Origin of the sequence: Sediminibacillus dalangtanensis (assembly GCF_017792025.1) — a bacterium.
Lineage (GTDB): Bacteria > Bacillota > Bacilli > Bacillales > Amphibacillaceae > Sediminibacillus > Sediminibacillus dalangtanensis.
Window position 1 is genome coordinate 1334102 of sequence record NZ_CP046956.1, and the last position, 22844, is coordinate 1356945.

Genomic DNA, 22844 nt, shown 5'->3' on the forward strand with positions numbered 1-22844 from the left:
AAATTAAAATTTAACTGTCTGTGGATCATTATTGGCTGAAACAGCCACGTCCAGCTCCAGCGCCTACCCCCTCGAGGTCTTAAGCCCACCCTCGGTATGGCAAAAAACGCCACGCCGAGGCTGTTCTTAAGCTTGTCGGAGGCCCAAACGATGTGGGTCATGCAGGCGTTGCCACAGGACGTGGCGGCTTTAGCCTGTACTCCTTTAAACAGGCGCTTGCGCTTTTGTCCTTAATAGGGCATCCAAACAACAGGATTATCTCTTATAATGGAGGGGGTGACTTTCGATTTATTAAGCGTTTATAAAGATTTTCTCTAAAGCGATTCCGAGCCATTATAATAGAACGTGAAAGAGGGATCAGGCAATGAAGAACCAAGAAAAAATATTGATTGTAGAGGATGAAGTAGAGATTGCCAGGGTCATGATGGATCATTTACGGCAACACGGCTACGCTCCAACATGGGCCTCTACCGGCAGCGAGGGATGGGAGGAATTTAAAAATGACTGGTTTGATTTAATCCTTGTCGATTTGATGCTTCCGGGAATGGATGGTTTTCAATTAAGTAGAAAAATCCGCTTGGAAAGCGATGTTCCACTTCTTATTGTCAGTGCGAAGCAAGAACAGGAGCATAAAATACAAGGACTGGATTTAGGAGCGGATGATTATTTAACCAAGCCATTCAGTCTTGGTGAGTTGAGCGCCCGGGTTAATTCTCACCTTCGGCGGTATCGCAGATTTTTGAATAAAGCCGAACAGGCGGACAAACAAATGTATCCTGGTGGTTTGGAAATAGATTTTACCAATAAGGTGGTCAAGTTGAATAAGATTTTGGTACCTTTATCGATTAAGGAAAAGGAATTATTATTGTTACTTGCGAAAAATCCTTTTAAAACTTTTTCTAAAGCAGAGTTGTATCTTCACATATGGGGACAGCAAGAGCTGCAAGGAAACAATACGGTAACGGTCCATATCAAAAGTCTGCGTACGAAATTAAAAGATCAAACGAGGTCGGCGAAATACATTGAAACTGTTTGGGGAGTCGGCTACCGCTTCATTGGGGAGTCCGTTGTATGAAATTAAAAAACTGGCTTGCTTTAAGTTACTTGGTCGTTCTACTCCTGCCTTTGGCAGCCGTCTATGTACTCTACATAAGCATCAGTCGTTTTGATAGTAGCCAAGATATCAAGGAATCCCTAGAAGCTAGACAGCAAATGGAAGAATTGGAGACTATTCTGCAGGATGAAAGACTATATCATATTCAGCCTCAGGAAAACTATCGGGAAATAGCAAAAGCAGCTACTGGCTCACTTCGTATAACCCTTTACCGTCCTGACGGTATCACTCTCTATTCTTCATGGGATGATGCCTATGCAGGCAGGTTTTTACAGGTAGACACGTCCCAACTTTACAGCGGTTTGAACGACTTGACGAAAAACCCCCGTACATACGCTTTGAAACAAACAGTCTTTCATGATAGGGAGCTGGCAGGCATTTACGAAGTCACCCTTTCCAGAGATGTATGGATAGAAGGGGTGAATAACCGAACTATACTAGTGGGTGGCACCTTGATCCTGTTTAGTGCACTCATTTATGGAACGGTTATCTGGCTTCTTCATCGCAAGTTAAACCGGCCGCTTGGGCAGTTGCGTGAGAAAATGACGGCATTTGCCAAAGGGGAACCAATATCCGAAAATATGAAACATTCTCAGGATGAGATCGGTGATTTGATTGCACATTTTTATCGGATGAAAAGTCAAATCGAAAAAACAAGACAGGAACTTCTTAAGCAACAGCAAGAAAAACAATATATAGTTGCTGCTCTGTCTCATGATTTAAAAACACCCTTGACCGTTATACAAGCATACTCGGAGAGTTTATGGGGAGGACGCCCGCTTTCCGTTCAAGAAAGACAGGAGTATGCAGGCATTTTATTCAATAAACTAGCGTATATGAAGCAGCTGCTTCATGACTTATCCTTGTTCACTGCTCTGCAATCTGATGTGAAAGAGTCGGAACAGGTAGAAGTAGATGGAGATGAATTTTTTGACATGCTGCTGAACGGTTATGAAGAACCCTGCTCCCAGAAGGAAATCCAACTCCATGTGGAAGCATGTGTAGCAGATACTTACTATTTAAATCCAGGGCAGATTATGCGGGTAGTGGATAACTTGATGGCTAACAGTATTCGTCACACACCCCCAGGGAAAAGCCTGTGGTTGGCGACTGTGTCCAGTGACTGTAGGATACCGCAGTGGGTATTTCAACCATTTCGAAGGGAATTGGATACTTTTCGGACTGGAGGAACCTTGCTTTTGATTCAAAACCAAGGCAAAGCAATACCAAAGGATCTCCAAGAACGAATTTTTTTACCCTTTGTACAGGTTGAAAATGCCAGAGCGAGCGGCAGTTCAGGGCTTGGGCTCAGTATAGCTAAGAAAGTAATGGAACAACACGGTGGAAAAATCGGTTTATGGTCTGAACAAGGCTTTGGAACATTAATTGCATGCTGGTTGAGGGAAGGAGAAATATAGATGAAACATATAGGTTGGTTGAGTCTCGGATTATTGATGTTACTCGTCGTGACAGGATGTAAAGGAGGGGGAAGTGTGTCCTCGGAGGAAATTTTCACGAAGGTGCTTGCTGAAAGCGAAGAACCGCTTGTTTATTACGGAGAGGGCAGTTTGTCGATTCAAGATGGTGAGACAGTGGAGAAGACAGCCTTTAAAGAATATGCAGGTAGTAATGGGCAAAAAAAAGTCATTACCGAAGAGCCTTCTGCGAACAAAAGATCGATAGCACTTATGGATGGAGAGTCCATGACGATTTATGAAGAAGGAAGTAAAACAGCTCAGCGGATTGACTTATCCGCTGGCGAATTGCCTGCTTCCTTGACACAGAAGGAGCAGCTAATGAGTATGCTCGATTGGGTCAAGGATTCACATGATACGGAGATTATTGGTGAAGAAACTATTTTGGATAGGAACACTTACCATCTAAAACTAACGAGTAAAGAAGACGGGTTATTAGGGGATATGGACTTATGGGTGGAACAGGATAACTGGTTCATCGTCAAAATGAAACAAAAAGCAGGCGATGTAGAGACAACGATGGAATACACGAAGCTGGATGTGAATCCGGAATTTCCGAATGATACGTTTTTATTGAATTTGTCTGATAATGTAGAGGTGAAGGATATCGATGATGAGATGGCTGTACTGTCTTCTGTAGAGGAAGCGGAACAGGCATTGGGTACAGATTTTCTCATCATTGATGATGAGAAGCATGAATTGGACCGGATAGAAATGGATAAGCTCGGCGGTGAAATCAACCGTACAGAGGTAACATTATATTATATTCAGGATGATGTCCCATCTTTTTCTATCTCGATTTTTCCAACTCCGGAAGGGGAGGGAATGGCACTGGGCGACGGCAGTTTGAAAGTACGCGGTCATGATGCCGAAGAAATGGATGAAATCAGAAATATCAGCTGGGATGAACAAGGACTTCGCTATTCCCTAATGATTGACCATCCTGATCTGACAACAGAAGATGCTTTGCACGTAACCGAAACGATGAAAATGAGTTCAGAAATGTAGGTGACATTGTATGCTGCCAAGTTTTTATGAAATTTTAGTCTGTGCTCTACTCGGACTGATGATTCATTTAATCGGTCTTCTGGCCGGACAAATAAGTAAAAAGAGGGGTATAGTAATCGAAGTGGTTGCGGCTCTGCTGGTGACAGGTTCGATATTTTTTCTTAATCCTTCATTGGACGGATTCCTCTATTTTTCGTTTCTCACGAGTGGATGGTCTTCTGGTTTCACGTTAACTGGAGGATTAGCAAAATATAGAGATTTAAAGCGCGAGTTGGACACAGCAAGTGTGGAACAGATTAAGGCCGGGCGCAGTATTAACCGGATTGCACTTGATATAGGTTTTGCCCTATTCGTATATGCTGGAGCTATACTGTTCCTTTTATATGGACCAAAAGAAAGTCCGTTTCATTTCTTCATTGTTTTCGGCATGTTTCCGTCGCTTACGATTCTTATTAAAAGATTTGCTGACTGGAAAAATATACGTATTTATTATGCGGAAAAAGAGCAAGTGCTCTACATTATTTCCTGGTTCCATGCACGTAAGTATCCATTGCATGATGTAGAGTTGATAGGTGTAGAGTCTGCAGTAGACATACTTAAGCTTCATCCTTATTTTACCTTGTTCACTAGCAGGGTTGACCTTACAACATCTATGCAAAAGGTGTTACGTATTCAGTTTCCTGGAGAAAGTGTTTATATGACCGTTCACCAAACTGAATATTGGCGGAAAAGGATGACACTCTTCACATCTGATGTGACCGAAAAAAATGAAAAAGTGACCGTACTGCCTTTTTATCATCGTAAAAACATAAAAAGATTATTTGGAAAGCTTTACTTTGCTGTGACGGTAAAGGGTATATCAGCATATACTGGGCTGGTTTTGCTGCTGTATTTTTTTCACACACCACCAATGATGATGATTTTCTTTGCTAGCTGTTATTGGTTGTTTAATTTATATATATCCGACCGGGTGTTGAAGACAGCGATGGATGCCAAAGAAACAAACGACCCAACCGTCACTAATGCTGCTCGCAGGGTATTTTCACGGGCAGGGATCCCAAACGTAAAAGTCTATGTAACAGATTCTGAGGAATATAACGGGCTGGCGTTTGGAATGAACATTGGTCATTCATTGATTACGCTGACCTCAGCCACGTTAAAGCTTCCAGCTGATGTTTTGGAGGGTATCCTGGCTCATGAAGCAGTACACGTTAAAAAGAGGGACGTGATGTGGAAACAGATAGCCAACGCAGTCCTGTTGCTTGGATATGTAGGAATCGTGTTCGGAATCGCGGAAAATATTTCAGACATTGAAGCTGTCAAGACGCCATTATTTTTCGTTTTTTGGCTGATGTTTATGTTATATCCAGTATTTCAATCCTTAATCTCACAGTGGTGCGAAGTTCGAGCGGATTTTTTGGGATCCTCCTATTTAGCTGGAGGATCGGGTCAGATGGCAGAGAGTTTGACGGCGATCGCTGTCAAACAGGACGAAGCAGCGTTGAAGATTGTTGATTATAGTGAAACAAAACAGAGTGAGATGCTGAAGGAATCATCGCTTGACCGATCGCCATGGTGGCAGCGAGCTGTGGAATTCCAACTGATGCCCCATCCACCGATGTATTGGCGCATTAAGGCTTTGCGGTCACACCAGCAGAGATGGGGATTAGCGGTCGGTAAATATTGGTTTGTATCCAGGTGGAAAGAATCTGTTTACCGGAAAATATAGAAAGCAAAAGCTTGAAGTCCCTTTCAAGCTTTTGCTTCGTTAAGTCGAGAGAATAGTGCCACCAGCCAAATGAATCAGGGCGTGTTCTTTTTCAAAATCCCCATTAAATAATAAGTAAAGTAGGAGGAAGATGACACCGATTAATCCCCAAAAAACAGTTTTTTTACCGGCCCCTCCCTTAAAAAAGAAAAAGACAAACAGAAAATAAACAATACCAGCAATTATAAAAAAGACGACACCTGATACAAGTTCACCCTTTGTGTATTCCCGGGAATACCCCCAAAAATGGAGCAGAATAGTGATAAACGAGAATAGGCCGAAGCCATACATGAATTTTTCTATTTTAATTATAATCCTTCCCTTCTTTTAGTAGCATTTTCTATTATTCAATGAATTTGATTCATAGTAAGTCCGCATCTTATTTCTTAATCACTTTTTGTTTTTAAAGCTTGTAAAAACAAGGAAGGTCACCAATACAAAAAAGACGATCCCTACACCAAGTAATAGCTGAACAATCTGATTCATAAGTTTCTCCTAAAAGGTTACTTGAAGTAAATTTAATGAAGCTTCTCACAAAACAATACTGATTCTGTTTAACTCCATCGTAGTTTGTATGTATATCGAAACCATCAATCTGTTTTCTCAAAATCATTTATTCCATATTCACAACATTTTGCAGCTGAAAGTTTTTTAAGTCGAGTTCTACATAAGAAGGCATACCGAGCTTTTGCCAAAGTGTAAACGCGTTTACGTGATTATATTTTGCAACGAATAAAGAGATGACCGTTCCATGGGCAACGATTATTGTGTCTTCCTGACAGGATTGAACGTGAACCAGCGATTTAACAGCAGTATCGAAACGTTTAAGTGATTCATTAGCTGTTTCCGCTCCGAAAACTAAATCGTTTGGACGGTCGAAAAAAGACTTGATTAATGACTGCCACTCATTTTCTGGATAGATTTTCCGATTTGTGTCGCGCTCGTGTTCGTGCAAATCTTTTTTAAATTCGTGTTGCCGATTCAACTCTGTACCGATAATCTTCGCAGTATGAATTGCCTTTGGTTCCTCGCTTGAAAAAATCGTGTGGAAGTTATACTTATCTAATAAGGGAGCTAATTTTGCTGTCTGATCGTTGCCCTCATCCGAAAGCACCCACTTGGAAGATGGAATGGAAGAGGAAATGATCGGCTTTGCGTGTTTAATCAAAAGTAATTGTCCCAATAAAATGGCCCCTATTCCTATTTTAAAGATTAAAAGATTTAAAAAAAAATTGAGTAAACAAGCAATATATTCTTCACCTGGGATGAACAGGAATTGTGCTAAGATGGTACCGAGCAGCCGGGAGAAAATCATTATTAACGATACGCCTTTAAGGTTTAAATAATTGTCTTTTTTATTGATGACATCATCTGCGATGATCGAAATTTTCGGATCGATAAAGATGATAAGCAGAATTGTAGCTAAACCATTAATCAAACCTGAAAATGGATCGGTTTTTGGGGCATTATCAATCAGACTTCCAGTAAACGGCTGCAGCATCATGTTTGCCAGACGGTACACCATGACCTACCATCAGGTTGAACAGGGACAAAGCAGATGCGAGCAGCATGACTCTCGCTCCTGATAACTATTTTAGCTCTTTTCTATCTACTTATTTTAGGAAGCGGTAACAAGTCATTTATTTTTACTCCAACGCTTTGTTAACAAATCTACTATCAAACAGCCGATTGTACCGCCAATCATCATGCTAATCCACCAGCCCCAATCAAAATCATTCTTCCAAATGCCTCCAATTAGGAAGGCGATCGTAAATCCTAACAAGATGCCGATATATAGCGAGTACCATTTCAAAAATTTCAGCCTCCTAATAAAAACATTTGATCCTATTTTAACATAAATTTCCTAGTGATGAGCGTTGCAATTGAGCACAAAAAAACAGAGTGTCCATTTTTAACGTAAATGGGACTCTGTTTTTTAGATCGTTTACCTGTCTTCATGTGTCCAAGTGGTTTCTTCACCAGTAACCGGGCACATCGGAAACGACTCGCCTTCCTTGAAGGTCACTTTTTCGCCGGACTGGCATTGGTACTGCCCGCCTACTGGAACCCCTTGTCCAGTTCGGTATTCGTCATATCGTTTTTCCATTTGGATACCTCCTGTACCGCTAGTTTTTCCTGATCGATTAGTTCTTACTCTCCTGTTCCGATTCTCATAAGTAAAGAGAAATAGGAAAGAATAATAAAGCTTAACATTCAACTGGTCAGGGAGGGTTTTCTCAGTGAAGAAAAAGAATATTTGGCGGAATCCTGTGTTTTCCGTATCTGCTGTCATCATATTTGCTTTGGTCATTTTAGGCGCTCTGTTGCCAAAAGGATTTGGAGCTGTTGCAAATCGACTGTTCGATTTTACTGCGATTAATTTTGGCTGGTTGTATTTATTTGGCGTATTTATTTTGATCGTCTTTTTAGTTGGGTTGGCAGTCAGCAAATTTGGTGCTATCCGTTTAGGTAAGGATGGGGAAAAACCTGAATTCCCGTTCTTTACATGGGTAGGAATGCTATTCTCGGCAGGATTCGGGGTAGGACTCGTGTTTTGGGGCGTTGCTGAACCGATGAGTCATTTTTTCACTACACCTTTTATCGGAATGGAAGGGGAAACGGATGAAGCGGCGAGAGTGGCAATGGGATACGCGTTCTTCCACTGGGGTGTGAGTCAGTGGTCTGTTTTTGCGATTGTTGGATTGGTTATCGCTTTTTTTCAATTCCGTAAGCAGGAAAACGGTTTGATTTCGACTGCGTTACAGCCGGTAACCGGCAACAATCCGCTTGTGACAAATACAATTGATGCACTTGCGGTCATTGCAACGGTAATGGGTATTGCCACTTCGCTCGGGCTGGGGGTTCTACAGATGAACGGGGGACTGCACTCCGTTATGGGCATGGAGAACTCCGGTACGATCCAGGTAATCATTATGGCCGTACTGCTGGTAGCCTATATGTTTTCATCTGCTACGGGGCTTGATAAAGGAATACGGTATTTAAGCAACCTCAATCTCGGGCTGGCGTTAGGTCTGCTGTTATTCGTGTTTATTGTTGGCCCCACGGTGTTTATCCTTGAAACCTTCACCCTGGGAATTGGTGATTATTTCGCCAATTTTGTATCCTACAGTTTTCGGATGCAGCCCTACAAAGAGGGGACTTGGGTCAGGGAATGGACGATTTTTTACTGGGCGTGGGCAATTGCCTGGTCGCCATTCGTGGGTGCGTTCGTAGCCAGAGTCTCCCGAGGCCGGACTATTCGCCAATTCATTTTGGGCGTGATGGTGATTCCGCCACTGATTGCCTGCTTGTGGATCGCGGCTTTTGGCGGCACAGCATTATGGCTGGATCTAAACCAGGGAACCGATATAGCAGAAGCAGTCAATGAGGATGTCGCGACTGCACTGTTTCAGTTATTCGATCACTTGCCACTCAGCCTGTTGATGTCGATTTTGTCTATCTTGTTGATTTTTACTTTTCTCATTACCTCCGCCGATTCTGCCACCTATATTCTGGGAAGTATGACGGCATACGGAAGCCTGCATCCTCCTAAATTCGCCAAGTTTGTTTGGGGATTTTTAATGGCAGCAATCGCTGCTGTCTTGTTGTTTTCCGGCGGATTGGAAGCCTTGCAGACGGCTTCACTGATAGCTGCATTGCCGTTTACAATCATCTTGCTATTACTTATTGTTGCGATTATCAAGCTGCTCAGCAAGGAACCACTTCCCGTGCGTAAGGCGGATGTCAAACGTTTTCGCCGTATCAGTAAGGAAGCGGAAAGGCGGGAGAAGCAGTAAAGATTAACTGCCGTTATGCAGCGAGACAGAAAAGAAACGGGTGCTAAAGCAGAGCGGTCAGAAGAAGCTGAACGATCAGATCCCTCTTACATTCCTCCGTTGTGCTATCAATCAAGTGCATCAACTGTTCCTTTTCATGTTTGCTCTCCTGTTATCGTCCGGTTTTGCAGAAGTTCTGTTATGTCCCAGATCTTATTGCTTCTTTATTCCTAATAAAAAACGCGGTAAGATTGGGGAAGAGGCATTTACATTACGGAAAGGATTGGGCGCAATGGAGAGAATTATCCATCAAGACAACAACATGATGTACGGAAAATACTATTTCCTGTTGTTGTTGTCTGTTCTGACCCTCAAGAAATCATCAAAATTGGAAGCATGGAAGCAGCGGGCCAAAAAAGAGCTTGAAGAGGAAAAAGAAATCACTCGTTTGTAAAAGAGAGAAATAAGAGGGGGAAACGTTTGATGAGTGAAGCATCAGCAGTGAAAAAAGTGGACAGGCCAAATACGCGGACAAGTCTGCATCACCAGTTTAAAGAACTTGGTTTGAAGGAAGGGATGGTGGTGATTGTCCATTCCTCGCTAAGTTCTCTCGGCTGGGTATGTGGTGGGTCAACTGCGGTCATTCAAGCTTTGATGGATACAGTCGGAGAAGAAGGGACGATTGTCATGCCGGCTCAGACTGCGGAAAACTCTGATCCAAGCAACTGGGAGATGCCGCCGGTACCAGAAGAATGGTGGGAGACTATCCGTGCAGAAATGCCGGCGTTCGATCCTGATGTCACACCGACGCGAGGGATGGGGAGTATTGCAGAAACGTTTCGCGGCTTTCCGGGGGTCAAAAGGAGCAATCATCCAACTTATTCATTTACTGCCTGGGGAAAGCATGCGGGAGAGATCATCCATGAACAGCCATTGACTGCAGGATTTGGCGAGGACTCACCATTGGCAAAAATCTATCAGTTGGATGGATTTAGCCTGCTGCTTGGCGTCGGTCATGACAGCAATACTTCCTTGCATCTGGCAGAACATGCCGTTCCGCACAAAAAGAAACTGGAAAAAGGGACTGCCCTGCTGGAAAAAGAGAAACGAGTCTGGAGGACCTATGAAGAAATCGATTATGACTCCGAGTTGTTTGCTGAGTTGGGCAGGGAATATGAACAAGCTCATACGGTAGCTGCTGCTAAAGTCGGAGCTGCTGAAGCGAAACTCATCAGACAGCGCCCATTGGTCGATTACGCCCGTGAGTGGTTGAAACACAAGCATTAGAAAATGGCACTACATATGAAATTCTTAGCCATCTTTTTTATTCAGAAAAGCCAAAGGGTATCCGTTCTTTGGCTTTTGTCTACCTTCTTTCACTCATCAGGGTCTATCACGGTGAACGGCCGCATCATGTCGTAATCTTCATGCTCCAGGATATGACAATGCCAGACGTAGTCGCCGTTATAGGGAGCGAATTTGGCAATGACGCGTGTGATTTGGGCAGACGGGGCGGCGATGGTGTCCTTCCAGCCGCGCTCGTTAAGAGCAGGCGCTGTTGCGGTTCCCGTATAAACAATCTTACCGTCCAGATTATAACGTTCCAGGTCAAACGGTCGTCGATCGAGTACTTGAAATTGGACAAGATGGATGTGGATCGGATGCGTAAAATTCGTGACGTTGACTAATGACCATATTTCAGTGGTCCCGAGTTCGGGCTTCTCCGTTACAGGATCGTGCCATTTCTTGTTGTCCAGTAGTAGCAGCGGCCGGTCATACTCATCCGTGGAACCGACTAATTTTAACTGACGGATAGCAGTAATATTGTTTTGTTTGAGGGAAGGAATACGGGACAAATGCCTCGGGATTTTGCTTGTATCTTTTCTGGAGAGCGGTTTTGTCACCCGGAATTGCATGATATCCCCGGTCGGATCATCTGGATCGGCATTGGCTCCAAGGTTGTTTTTTATCACCACTGTCTTGCCTTTTAGCTTGGAAAAATCCACAATTACATCGACCCTTTCGGCTGGTTCGACCCCGATTTGTTCGATCTTCACTGTATTCTTCAGCAAGCCGCCGTCAGATCCGATCTGATAAAATGGTTGACCGGAATCCAACATCAATTGATAACTTCTGGTATTCGAACCATTGAGAATACGGAAACGGTATTTACGGGGTTCTACTTCTAAAAATGGCCACACCTTTCCGTTCACCAAAATTGTATCACCCAGAAATGCTGGTACGATCGATGGATTTGGCAAATTGGCCGCCGCGTCATCAGGCTGACGTGGATAAGCCAGGGAGCCATCATTGTTAAAAGAGCGGTCTTGAATCAACAAAGGTATTTCGAATTTGCCCGCTGGCAATTGCAATGCTTTCTCCTGTTCACTACGGATGATATACATTCCAGCCAACCCGGCATAAACATTCAATCGCGTGATTCCCATAGCATGGTCATGGTACCACAAAGTAGTGGCCTGCTGGTGGTTCGGGTATTCATACACTTCTCGGCTGAACGACGGGCCGGTTTCCTTAAAACCGTTCGTGAACCATGCTTCTGGATAGCCATCACTGTCCGGTTTTGTTTCACTGCCATGCAGGTGGACTACCGTTCTCACCTGCGGTTCATTGGCGACATTGTGAACAGAACCATCAATCGGCAGGATGTGCCTGTTCGGTAAGTGATTTGTCCAGCGAACGCGAATCGGTTCATCTTGCTTTACCTCGAAGGTGGGGCCGGGAAATTGACGATTATAACCCCAAAGCCTCGTCGGCGGTAAATCTTTATGCAGTTTTTGCCGGAACTCTTCCATTCTTACTTCATAGTAAGGACCGTTCTTTGTCCTGTGGTTCGGCTGAAGAACCTTCATGATCGGCAGCCGATCCACAAATTTTTCGAGAGTCGGACTCATGGTTTCATCTCCAGTCTTGGTGCATTTACTATAGTAGATGACAGACGCACATGTTTTGGAAAGGCTGATATAACAAGCTGCCGTTTTTTGTATTAGTCGTGAAGTCATCTGACAGTGCTTGTCCATGCAGGACTATTTTGGAACATGTTACAATGGGAAAAGGAAAAACAGAGGTGAACGTAATGAACCCAACACAGATAGTGAAAAGATTGCAGGACCATGAGCCGGCTGTATTAGGGAGTGAAGAATTTGCCAAGTTTGCTGTGCTGCTTCCGCTTATCGAAAAAGAAGGGGAGTTGCAAGTGGTATTTGAAGTCCGTTCCCATACGTTGAGAAGGCAGCCCGGCGACATTTGCTTTCCGGGTGGAAAAATTGATCCTGACGATGGATCAGCAAAAGAGGCTGCCATTCGGGAAACGGTGGAAGAACTAGGAATCAAATCGGAAGAGATAACGGAAGTTCATCCCATTGATTATATGGTTTCGCCTTTTGGCATGATTGTATATCCCTTTACAGGTTTTATGGACGAAAAGGCAAACATCAGCCTCAATCCGCAGGAGGTCGAGGAAATATTCACTGTACCGCTATCCTTCTTTTTAAAAACGAAACCTGTCATTCATGACGTCAATATGCACATCGAACCAAAGGAAGACTTTCCATTCGAATTGGTAGCCGGTGGAAGGGACTATGAGTGGCGGCCGTTAAAAATGGAAGAATATTTTTACCAATATGAGGACAAAGTTATTTGGGGACTGACGGCAAGAATAATTGCTCACTTTGCATCATTGGTGAATAGCTGAGTAAGAAAGGTGTGGAAGACTGTCACATAGGCAGTCTTTTTCTTCTGCTTTTGCTCAATTTTGGGAAGAATAAAAGAAATATAAGTTGCAGGAAAAACACTACCATCTTCGTCAAAATAGGAGTATGATGAAGCAAAAAGTGTAGCTTCATGGCAATATGGAAAGGAAGTTTTATAAGTGAAACCTTCAAGAAAAGAATTCGCCATTATCGGGCTGGGCAGGTTCGGTGGAACCCTGTGCAAGGAACTGGCCGAGTCGGATATCGATGTGTTGGCAATCGATAAAAGTCCGGAACGAATTCAGGAATACGCATCTATCGCCAGCCATGTTGTGGTGATGGATGCGGTGGATGAACAGTCGCTTCAATCTGTGGGCATCAGCAATTTTGACTGTGCTGTCATCAGTTTTGGAGAGGACATTCAATCCAGTATCCTTGCTTCCCTGTTGTTAAAAGAAATGGGGATGAAGAAAGTATGGGTAAAGGCCCGGAATGAAAGTCATCAAAAGGTTTTAGAGAAAATTGGAGTCGATAAGATCATCAACCCGGAGCAAGATATGGCAAAGCGGATCGCCCATCATATTGTCTCCGATCAAATTGTCGACTATATCGAGTTATCGAAACGACATAGCATGATGGAGGTAATTGCGACAAAGAACATGGTGGGCAAAGCGATCGGAAATCTGGATATTACGAGGAAGTATTTTTGCCGCACGATTGCAATCAAAAAAGATGAAGAAACCCTCGTGATGGAACCGTCTCTTGATACGAAAATCGAGCATGGGGACATACTCATTATCATGGGAGAAAATGAACGGTTGAACCGATTGGAAGTAGGGGGGGTATAGCACCATGACAGTGTCCCATGACAAATTTCCTTGTTTTTATGCCATTTCCTCTGCATTACTTTATAGGCAGTTCAGTTAAAAAAATTATTCCTATGAAAACGGAGTCCATATATAAACGCAAACATATATGCAAGCTGAAAAAGAACAATAGAAAAAAAGCTGCTTCCTTAAGAAGCAGCTTTTTTCTATCCATTTACCTTTGCTGGTTTCTTTGTCAACGTGAAAAAGGCGGTAAAACCGATAAAGGAACTAATAAACAGAATCAATCCCATCGGCACTGCAGAAGTTTCATCCATTCCTACAAGCGGTGAAGCTACTGATCCGATTAACAGTGGAAGCAATCCCAACACTGCACTAGCGCTGCCGGCGCGATGGCCTTGATGCTCCATTGCCAGCGTAAACGAACTGGTCAAGGTCATTCCCATGGTGGTCATGTAAATGAAAATGGCAATGACCAGTAGTGTAAGCGGACCTTCGATGATACTGATGAACAAAATAATAGCTGTCGCAGTAGCGGCGGTGCAAACTGCGATTCGAAGTAAATTCCGTTCGTGGATGATGCCGCCAAAACGTCCGACAATCGAACTTCCAGACATTATCGCCAGACCGTTAATCCCGAATAATATACCAAATACTTGCGGGGAAACGCCATAGATTCCCTGGTAAACAAACGGCGTACCGGATACATAGGCAAAACTTCCTCCGTGGACAAAGCCGACAATAATCGCATAGCCGATAAACGAGCGATCTTTAAATAAGCTTCCCATCGTTTTAATGGTATTACCAATAGAACTTGGAATCCGCTTTTCTGGTGGTAAAGTCTCCTTCAACCGGAAGAATACTGTCATCACGATCAACAATCCGAGAAGGCTCAGGAAATAAAAAATCGTGTGCCAGCTGGCAAAAGGGAGCAACAGAATGGCACCGCCTGCCATCGGGGCGATCATCGGCGCGGCCGCGAGAATGACCATTAACAAGGCATAAAACTTAGTCAGTTCTCTTCCGGTAAAGACGTCCCTTACGACGGCACGGGATAGGACAACACCTGCAGAGGCAGTCATCCCCTGTAAAAAACGGGCAGCAATCAGTGTGAAAATATTAGGTGCAAATGCACAGAGTATCGATGCCAGGGCAAATAACGTGATTCCGATTAAAAGAGGCTTGCGTCTCCCGACTGCATCACTGATCGGTCCAATGATTACCTGGCCGGTAGCCAGCCCAATCAAACAGGTCGTCAAGCTAAGCTGGACAAGCGAAGCACTTGCATGTAAATCGGAAGCGATATCCGGAAAGCTGGGTAAATACATATCAATATTCAGCGGTCCCATAATGGCAAGCATTCCAAGTAATAAAGCGAGCGAAAGACGCTCTTTTCCAGTTGGATTTTGCAGCATGAATACCAAACACCTTTCATCAATCGATCAATCTTTTTCTTTAAATATCAATAGATTATAGTCTAATTCAGAAAGGCGTGGCTGTCCATTGAATCATTCTGTCTTTTTGAAATCAGGCTAAAAAACACAGGCAACTGTCGAAGGATAAACGACAGCTGCCTGTGTTTTTTCTACATTAAATCATAAACGGATTCTTCTAAATAGAGCCAGTGGTAGTACTCCACTTCCGCGTCCGTCATGTTGTTCACTTCGTTTTCGTTAAGAGATGCCAATTCGCATAAATCTTGTTCCAGATTATTCCGAAGGGCTTGGCTCATTATAAAGTCTCCTTTGTATAAGATGGTTTTGGTATTTAGATAATTTGTTCTACTTACTATATATCTCATTCTGAGATAAATAAAATATCATTTTTCGATTGATTTTCGTTGTATGATGCTAAAGTGATATTTAAAGATTATTTGAGACATTTTAAGCAGTTTACCTTTCTTATAGGAAGAGAATTAGGGAAAGAATGAACGGCCGCTTATTTTAGAGCATTTATTCTAAAAGATTCTCACTTTTTGCACAAAATGTATAAACTACGACATAGCTTGAATGCGGCTTCTTTACTTCTTACTTTTGTTGAGTTGGAGTTCGATGCTGCGAAAATACCCTGCGCTTTCCGCGGGCGGCTGGTGAACTTCCTCGAGCTGACGCTCTGCGGGATCTCACCGAGGCCTTTCCTCCCGCAGGAGTCTTCGGGTATTTTCTTCGCTAGGAACAGCTTTCTGTTTAGAAACGCGTGTACTGGACATTTTTTTATTCATGGTCATCCATGCACCGTATCATCAAAAGATTGCTAGGAAAACAAGCAGAAAGTCCAAGAACAGGAGAAAAGACGGAAACTCCAACTGTCTTTTTATGAAAAGAAGTACCTATTTCCTGACAAACGTTTTTAAGATGGCTTGTTGGTTAAGCCTACGCTTCCTTTAATCTGCATGCCACTTAGCGCAGGTAGCATGCACAGACTCCTGCGGGAACAGCACGAGCTGAAGATCCACTTGGTAAAGCGGCTTTCTTTACCAAGTTAGCTGAAGCCGTGCCCGCGGAAAGCGAAGTATGCTACCGAAGCGGTGGTTAGCACGCTTTTTGAATAGGCAATGGAACTTCCCATTACAGTTACTGCGAAGTTTCTATCAACTGTAAAAAGACTAAGACGCATAAAGTCGGCGAGAAGAATTAAAATGTAAGGCAAAAACAAAAGGGAAAGGAAGCGCCTTCATTGACTTCTTCTATATAGGGGAGTTATACTTTTCATCAAAGGTATCCATCCTTGCATGATAAGCAAGGGACATTTTGGGGCTTTACTAAATCGATTTAGTGAAAAGTGTTAATAAGAAAGAGCTTTCTTTGACCTAAGGAAATTGCGATAATATGCACATTTTAATTGAAAACGCTTCACTGACGTGGAGAGAAATCTTTAAGGGGGATGATGTACAATGCCACAACAAAACTGGGGAATTCTAGGTCCTGGGACAATTGCCAGGGAATTTGCGGTTGCAATAAACGAAGTAAATGGAAAAATCGCCGCAGTTGGAGGTAGAAAGCTGGAAAAAGCCCAACAATTTGCCGAGGAATTTAACATCGACAAAGTTTACGGCAGTTATGATGAACTATTGCAAGATGAGAATTTGGACATAATTTATATTGCAACACCTCACACGTTTCATTATCAATATATCATGGAGAGTCTAAGACAAAATAAGCATGTTCTTTGTGAAAAATCAATTACCGTCAATTCGAAGCAGCTCCAGGAAATTGTCGAGTTGGCAGAAGAAAAGAATCTGGTAGTTGCTGAGGCCATGACGATATTCCATATGCCGGTGTACCGGAAAGCAAGGGAAATCTTGCAGTCTGGTAAACTGGGAAAACTGCGAATGATTCAAGTGTCACATGGGAGTTACAAAGACCCCGATCCTGCCAACCGGTTCTTCAACCCGGACCTGGCTGGCGGGGCTATGCTGGATATAGGAACGTATGCTTTATCCTTGTCCCGTTTTTTCTTATCCGAGCAGCCTGACTACGTAGAGAGTACAGTGAAAAAATTTCAAACCGGAGTGGACGAACAAGTAGGTATTCTGTTGAAAAATAAAGCAGATGAAATGGCGACCATTTCGATGACACTGCGGGCGATCATGCCGAAAACCATATTGGTGGCAGGGGAAGAGGGATACATTAAAGTCGATGACTATCAACGCCCGACCAAGGCGACGATTTATTATACCCCAGAGGACCGGACAGAGGTAATCGAAGCAGGCGAATCGGAAAAAGCATTCCATTACGAAGTAGAAGCTATGAATGATTACGTTGCGAATAACCGTAGAAATGATACGCTGCGACTATCTGTTGATGTCATGAAATTGATGGACGAAGTTCGTAAGCAAGGCAATGTGCGTTATTCTTTTGAATGAATAGGATGTTTATAAGGGCGTCGCATGGAAGGATATTCTGTGTGGCGCTTTTTTGCGTTATATAAGATCTACCAACTATATTGGACGACAGGTTGGAATGGAACGATTAATAAGACCTCCGTTCTGTAGGAAGCATTTTTGGTGACAAAAGATGCAGTGGGAATAAGGATAGGATTGTATTGGGTAATCTTGTAACTTGTTTACATGTGACTCAAGAAGATCGGCAGTCGCTGAAACCAAAACGGTTTTCATTCCGTAAGAAAGAGGGAGGAGCAAAAAATGAATAGGCTGCCTTTCATTCTTCGTCGAGAAAAGAGACTATGGTAGAATGAAAGCAGTGTGTAAATGAAAGGTTTAGAGGGGGAGAAGAGTGGAAAATCAAACGTTTAACATGAATACCCAACAGAAGGCAAAGCTGAAGAAATTCGGCGGATTCTTCGGGAAATTGATTGGTTTCCTTGTCATATTATTGATTCTGGGCGTTTTGTCATTGCACTGGATCACCGATTATATATGGATGGATTCGCTAGGGTTTAAGCAGGTGTACACAACAATCCTCGGCAGCAAGGTACTACTTGGCGTAATCGGGTTTGTTGTATTTGCGGCGTTGACCTGGATAACGGCAGCATGGATCCGGAAATCGTTCTTGAAACAATTTAATCCATCACAGTTGCCGTCATTGATACGCAGCAAGCGATTGAGTATATTCACCATTCTATGCATTTCATTGTTTGTGGGATTCATCGGAAGCAGTATCGTACAAGGATTCGGCTGGGAGCTTTGGTTGAAGTTTCTTAACCATACTTCATTTAATATAACCGATCCGCATTTTGGTATGGATATTTCGTTTTATATGTTTATTTTGCCGTTTGTTCAATTTGCGGTGAATACACTGATCGGTTTAGCGTTCTTTTTGCTGCTTGCCGAAATCGGAGCTTATTCCGTTTTCCATATGTATCGAATCAGCCGTTCCGCGCAACTGCAACTTGGAATTACTTTGGGAAGCATTGGTTTATTGATGGCTGTATCCCATGTGCTTGAACCATATAGCACGATGCTGACCAATAAGGTCAACCTCTTCCAAGAGAGCGTCGTACATGGTATGAGCTATACCGACAAAGTTATCAACATCCCTGCGGCCTACGTCATGGCCGCTGTCGCCGTGATTGGCACAGTTTGGGTGATCGTCTCGCTTATGCGCGGACGATTGAAGGCAATGCTGATACCGGTTATTGCTTATATGGCGATTGGTGTCGTAGCAGAAGGGGCTTCCATCATTGTGCAAAATTATGTCGTGTCTCCTAACGAATTTTCGAAAGAAAGTCCTTATTTGGAACATAACCTGGAATTTACCCGGGTAGCTTACGACCTGGATAACATTGAAGAATTTGAACACCCGGGGAACGAGTCGCTTGATCAAGCAATGGTCGAACGCAATGAACTGACGATCAATAATGTGCGGATCAATGATGCAAGGCCGATTCTCGATATATACAATCAATTGCAAACCTTCCGGACTTACTATCAATTCAATGACATAGATATCGACCGTTATCAAATCGACGGCGAGTATCAACAAGTATTTCTTGGTGCCAGGGAATTGAACACCGTCGATCTGCCTTCTCAGGCGAAAACATGGGTGAACGAAAACCTGCGTTATACACACGGTTACGGCATCGCAATGAGTGACGTGAATCAAATTACCTCGCAGGGACAGCCGGAATATTTACTGAAAAATGTTCCTTCAGAAGGTGCTATGGACGTGGAGAGACCTCAGATTTATTTTGGGGAAGAAAACTATGATAACGTCATCGTGAATAGTGAAGTGGATGAATTCGACTATCCTGCCGGCGATGAAAATATGTCGACCAGGTACGAAGCGGATAAAGGGATAGCTTTATCAGGTTTAAACAGGCTGCTGTTCGCCTTGGACGCTGGTTCGTTTAGAATGTTCGTTTCTGATCAGTTGAACAGTGACAGCCAGCTGTTGGCAACGCGTAACATTATGGACCGAGTCGAGCGGATAGCACCGTTCTTGGAATATGATGAAGACCCTTATATTTTTGTCCGCGATGATGGCAGCATGGCATGGATGATCGATGCTTATCTGACAGCAGATCGTTATCCGTATTCCGAAGCACATCAAGGTAATGAAAGCTATATCCGCAACTCGGTAAAAGTGACGGTGGATGCTTACAGCGGGGAAGTCCATTTTTATGCAGCCGAGCCGGACGAACCGCTGCTTCAAACCTATCAAAAGATGTTCCCGGATTTGTTTACCGAAGAAATACCGGAAGACGTTGCGGCGCATTTCCGGTACCCGATCGATATGTTTAAAATCCAGGCGAAAATGTATGGTACGTACCACATGTCCAATCTGGAAGTATTCTACAATCGGGAAGATTACTGGCAATTTCCAACCGAGAAATATTTCAATGAAGATGTAGAAATGGAGCCGTATTATATTACAATGAAGCTTCCGGAAGCGGAAGAGGAAGAGTTTGTGCTGATGATGCCTTATACACCGAGAAACAGACAAAACATGGTGGCATGGATGGGTGTCCGAAACGATGGGGAGAATTATGGCGAGACTTTTGTCTATCGTTTTCCGAAGCAGCGGAACGTATATGGTCCGCAACAAATTGAAAACCGGATCAATCAGGATAGTACGATTTCCCAACAGTTGAACTTATGGTCTCAGGGTGGATCGGAAGTCATCCGCGGAAATCTGCTGGCCATTCCGCTTGAGGATACCGTCATCTATGTGGAACCGATATACATCGAGTCTTCCAACGAAACCTCATTGCCTGAAGTAAAGCAAATCATTCTAGCCTATGGCGATGAAATCGTCATGGAACCGACTTTTGATCAGGCGATGGAGCGGATGCTCGGCTTGATTGACCCGAATGTCGAACTTGATGAGGGAGAAGGCGGCACAGACGGCAATGATCAAGTAGATGAAATCATGGGATCAGAACAGATTTTGGAAGAAATTTCTTCTTTGTTCGACCAATACCAGCAGGAAATGTCTGAAGGTAATTGGGAAAAAGCTGGTGCGATCATGTCGCAGATCGAAGAACGGTTGAGTGAAAGGGAAGACCAACAAGCAGAGACAGAAGGAACAGAACAGACGGAGGATCCACCAGAACAAGCTGGTGATGAAGACCAGCAGGATTGATAGAAAGGAGCTTCCTTGTCAGGGGGAGCTCCTTTCTTGTAGCTGTTGGGAGTCCTGCAATATGGTGCACGGATAGTCGGGTATCGGTTTTCTTTACCTGCTATTCTTTAGGAGAAAGGAGGGGCATCCTTTGGATTCATTAAAATTAATGAATGAGGCAATGAGGTATATTGAAGATCACTTGACAGAGGAAATGGTTATGGAGGAAGTGGCAAGGCAGGCATTATGTTCGGAATATCATTTCAAGCGGATGTTTTCTTTTTTGGCGGGAGTTTCCCTCTCTGAATATATTCGCCGGAGACGTCTGTCTCTTGCTGCGTTCGACCTGCAATACGGTCAGGAAAGAATTATTGATATAGCCTTGAAATATGGATACCAGTCGCCGGATGCATTTACAAGAGCTTTTCAACATTTGCATGGTATCACCCCGTCAGCTGCCAGAAAACTTGGCCATTCCTTAAAAGCTTATCCACCGATGTCCTTCCAGCTTACCATTAAAGGAGGAAGAGAAATGGATTACAGGATTGAAGAAAAACCGGCATTTCGTGTTGTCGGGATCACCAGGAGAGTCCCTATTGTTTTTCAAGGAGTAAATCCGGATATCGCTGCAATGTGGAAGTCGTTGAATCAGGAACTGATCGATCAAATCAAGGATTTATCCAATGTGGAGCCATACGGACTCATTCAAGCGTCGACCAATTTTTCGGAAGGGCGCATGGAAGAGAAAGGAGAACTTGATCACTATATTGGTGCTGCGTCCACGAGGGACTGTCCTGATAACCTGGCAAAGCTTGAAGTGGCTGCGGGCACGTGGGCAGTATTCAGAGCGGTCGGTCCATTCCCGGAAACACTGCAGAACATATGGGGACGTATCTATGCGGAATGGTTTCCGTCTGCTGGTTACCAGCAAAGACAAGGGCCGGAAATTTTGTGGAACGAGAATATGGATACCGATGCACCGACATTTACCAGTGAAATATGGATACCGGTGGAAAGAAAAAAGTGACCTATCAAAGAGGGCTGTTTTATCAGCTCTCTGTTTATTTTTATATGGTAAACTAGACAAAAATATGGCTGGTGAAGGAGTGTGGAAGATGAAATCTGGTTGGGAGCGGTCGACCCCGTTAATAGTGCCAAGTCTTGAAACCATCCGAAAGTTGCCCATTCCCATTTTCAATGACAGGGAATTGACCAGCATGACGCTCTTAAATGGAGGATTGAGCATTACGAATTTAAAAATCACCACCAATACGGAGGAAAGATTTGTACTTCGTATCTACAGTAAGCAAAATACTTCTATATGAAATGGAAAGAAATATTTTGAAGATGCTGGAGGAACGGATTCAAGTACCCAAAGTCCTCTATAGTGATTCCTCATGCGCGGGACTGCAGTATCCCTTTTTAATCTTAAGCTGGATGGAAGGTGTACAGCTTTCTGAGTATATGCAAAACGGGCAACATCAGGATATTGCTTCGTTGGCAGCTGAAGTTGGAGGAACACTGGCAAAAATTCATCACATCCATTTTCCGGATGGAGGCTTTTTTGATGACAGCTTAAACATTGAGGAAACAGTCAAATTGGACAAGAACAATTTTATGGAATTTATAGAAGGAAGTCTCGTAACGGGATATGGACGGAAACATCTTGGCAAAGATACTTGCGAGGAGATACTCACCTTTTCCCGGGAGCATGCCAGCATGCTTGATTGTCTTGGAGAACAGAACTGTCTCGTCCACAGTGACTTCAATCCGTTAAATATATTGGTAGATACTCGGAAGAAAGGTTGTACGATTAGTGCGGTTCTTGATTGGGAGTATGCTTTTAGTGGTTCCCCGTTATTCGATATCGGAAATATGCTTCGCTATGAAAGGATAGAAGACTCCGATTTCATTCCACCTTTTATTTCTGCTTATCAAAAAGAGGGAGGCATCTTGCCAAAAGAATGGTTGCAGCAGGCAAAGCTATTAGATTTAATCGCGTTAAGCGAATTGGTAAACAAAGAAGTATGCGGGACGGCAAAACCGAAAGATATCAAACGGCTCATGCTGAAGATGATGATAGAGTGGGAGAAATATGATGCAGTACAAACAAGTTACGTGTGAATGTAAGTCAACATTTTTCT

Annotated in this window: 20 protein-coding genes; 14 read left to right on the plus strand and 6 right to left on the minus strand. The window is 43.4% G+C overall.

The window, feature by feature from the left end; genetic code table 11:
* Positions 1-364 precede the first annotated feature (364 nt).
* Genes ERJ70_RS06810 through ERJ70_RS06825 form a run of 4 tightly spaced genes read left to right on the plus strand, consistent with a single transcriptional unit; the run spans position 365 to position 5326 of the window.
* Positions 365-1075, plus strand: coding sequence for a response regulator transcription factor (locus ERJ70_RS06810; RefSeq protein ID WP_209368117.1), 711 nt, complete (start codon positions 365-367; stop codon positions 1073-1075).
* Positions 1072-2532, plus strand: coding sequence for a HAMP domain-containing sensor histidine kinase (locus ERJ70_RS06815; RefSeq protein ID WP_209368119.1), 1461 nt, complete (start codon positions 1072-1074; stop codon positions 2530-2532). The genes ERJ70_RS06810 and ERJ70_RS06815 overlap by 4 nt, the downstream gene beginning before the upstream one ends.
* Positions 2533-3597: a LolA family protein gene (locus ERJ70_RS06820; RefSeq protein ID WP_209368121.1), complete on the plus strand. Its 1065-nt coding sequence runs from the start codon at positions 2533-2535 to the stop codon at positions 3595-3597. It abuts the gene before it with no gap.
* A 10-nt stretch (positions 3598-3607) separates the two neighbouring features.
* Complete coding sequence (locus tag ERJ70_RS06825; protein WP_209368123.1) at positions 3608-5326, plus strand: M56 family metallopeptidase; 1719 nt, start codon at positions 3608-3610, stop codon at positions 5324-5326.
* 652 nt (positions 5327-5978) lie between these two features.
* On the opposite strand, the gene ERJ70_RS20210 is transcribed toward ERJ70_RS06825, so the two are convergent.
* The 3 genes from ERJ70_RS20210 to ERJ70_RS06840 form a co-directional block, all read right to left on the minus strand.
* A complete protein-coding gene (locus ERJ70_RS20210) occupies positions 5979-6890 on the minus strand; it encodes a lipid II flippase family protein (RefSeq protein WP_209368125.1) in 912 nt (303 codons plus the stop codon).
* A gap of 111 nt (positions 6891-7001) precedes the next feature.
* Positions 7002-7178, minus strand: coding sequence for a hypothetical protein (locus ERJ70_RS06835; protein ID WP_209368127.1), 177 nt, complete (start codon positions 7176-7178; stop codon positions 7002-7004).
* Positions 7179-7310: 132 nt separating this feature from the next.
* Entirely contained in the window at positions 7311-7472 is a 162-nt protein-coding gene (locus ERJ70_RS06840; RefSeq protein WP_209368129.1) for a hypothetical protein, read from the minus strand.
* A 133-nt stretch (positions 7473-7605) separates the two neighbouring features.
* Between ERJ70_RS06840 and ERJ70_RS06845 the strand changes: the two genes are divergently transcribed.
* From ERJ70_RS06845 to ERJ70_RS06855, 3 genes are all read left to right on the plus strand, one after another.
* A complete protein-coding gene (locus ERJ70_RS06845) occupies positions 7606-9162 on the plus strand; it encodes a BCCT family transporter (RefSeq protein ID WP_209368131.1) in 1557 nt (518 codons plus the stop codon).
* A 271-nt stretch (positions 9163-9433) separates the two neighbouring features.
* The gene (locus ERJ70_RS06850; RefSeq protein WP_209368133.1) at positions 9434-9595 is read left to right on the plus strand and encodes a hypothetical protein; all 162 of its coding nucleotides are present in this window, start codon (positions 9434-9436) and stop codon (positions 9593-9595) included.
* 29 nt (positions 9596-9624) lie between these two features.
* Positions 9625-10428 carry an AAC(3) family N-acetyltransferase gene (locus ERJ70_RS06855; protein ID WP_209368135.1) on the plus strand — a complete coding sequence of 268 codons (804 nt, stop codon included), beginning with the start codon at positions 9625-9627 and terminating at the stop codon, positions 10426-10428.
* 89 nt (positions 10429-10517) lie between these two features.
* Here ERJ70_RS06855 and ERJ70_RS06860 read toward each other — a convergent pair whose 3' ends face one another.
* The gene (locus ERJ70_RS06860; RefSeq protein WP_209368137.1) at positions 10518-12053 is read right to left on the minus strand and encodes a multicopper oxidase family protein; all 1536 of its coding nucleotides are present in this window, start codon (positions 12051-12053) and stop codon (positions 10518-10520) included.
* A 182-nt stretch (positions 12054-12235) separates the two neighbouring features.
* On the opposite strand from ERJ70_RS06860, the gene ERJ70_RS06865 reads away from it, so the two are divergent.
* The gene (locus tag ERJ70_RS06865) at positions 12236-12853 is read left to right on the plus strand and encodes an NUDIX hydrolase (protein ID WP_209369186.1); all 618 of its coding nucleotides are present in this window, start codon (positions 12236-12238) and stop codon (positions 12851-12853) included.
* 177 nt (positions 12854-13030) lie between these two features.
* Positions 13031-13699: a potassium channel family protein gene (locus tag ERJ70_RS06870; RefSeq protein ID WP_209368139.1), complete on the plus strand. Its 669-nt coding sequence runs from the start codon at positions 13031-13033 to the stop codon at positions 13697-13699.
* Between the two features lie 185 nt (positions 13700-13884).
* Here ERJ70_RS06870 and ERJ70_RS06875 read toward each other — a convergent pair whose 3' ends face one another.
* Positions 13885-15093 carry a Bcr/CflA family efflux MFS transporter gene (locus ERJ70_RS06875; protein WP_209368141.1) on the minus strand — a complete coding sequence of 403 codons (1209 nt, stop codon included), beginning with the start codon at positions 15091-15093 and terminating at the stop codon, positions 13885-13887.
* 170 nt (positions 15094-15263) lie between these two features.
* The gene (locus ERJ70_RS06880; RefSeq protein WP_209368143.1) at positions 15264-15410 is read right to left on the minus strand and encodes a hypothetical protein; all 147 of its coding nucleotides are present in this window, start codon (positions 15408-15410) and stop codon (positions 15264-15266) included.
* A 1161-nt stretch (positions 15411-16571) separates the two neighbouring features.
* Between ERJ70_RS06880 and ERJ70_RS06885 the strand changes: the two genes are divergently transcribed.
* The 5 genes from ERJ70_RS06885 (at position 16572) to ERJ70_RS06905 (ending at position 22824) form a co-directional block, all read left to right on the plus strand.
* On the plus strand, positions 16572-17543 hold the full coding sequence (locus ERJ70_RS06885) for a Gfo/Idh/MocA family protein (protein WP_209368145.1): 972 nt from the start codon (positions 16572-16574) through the stop codon (positions 17541-17543).
* Positions 17544-17913: 370 nt separating this feature from the next.
* Positions 17914-20721: a UPF0182 family membrane protein gene (locus ERJ70_RS06890; protein ID WP_309507373.1), complete on the plus strand. Its 2808-nt coding sequence runs from the start codon at positions 17914-17916 to the stop codon at positions 20719-20721.
* A gap of 130 nt (positions 20722-20851) precedes the next feature.
* Positions 20852-21727: an AraC family transcriptional regulator gene (locus tag ERJ70_RS06895; protein ID WP_209368146.1), complete on the plus strand. Its 876-nt coding sequence runs from the start codon at positions 20852-20854 to the stop codon at positions 21725-21727.
* Between the two features lie 88 nt (positions 21728-21815).
* Positions 21816-22025 (plus strand): hypothetical protein, encoded by a 210-nt coding sequence (locus tag ERJ70_RS06900; RefSeq protein WP_209368148.1) that lies wholly within the window; start codon positions 21816-21818, stop codon positions 22023-22025.
* The gene (locus ERJ70_RS06905) at positions 21985-22824 is read left to right on the plus strand and encodes a phosphotransferase family protein (protein ID WP_209368150.1); all 840 of its coding nucleotides are present in this window, start codon (positions 21985-21987) and stop codon (positions 22822-22824) included. Before ERJ70_RS06900 ends, ERJ70_RS06905 begins: the two co-directional genes overlap by 41 nt.
* Positions 22825-22844: the final 20 nt, after the last annotated feature.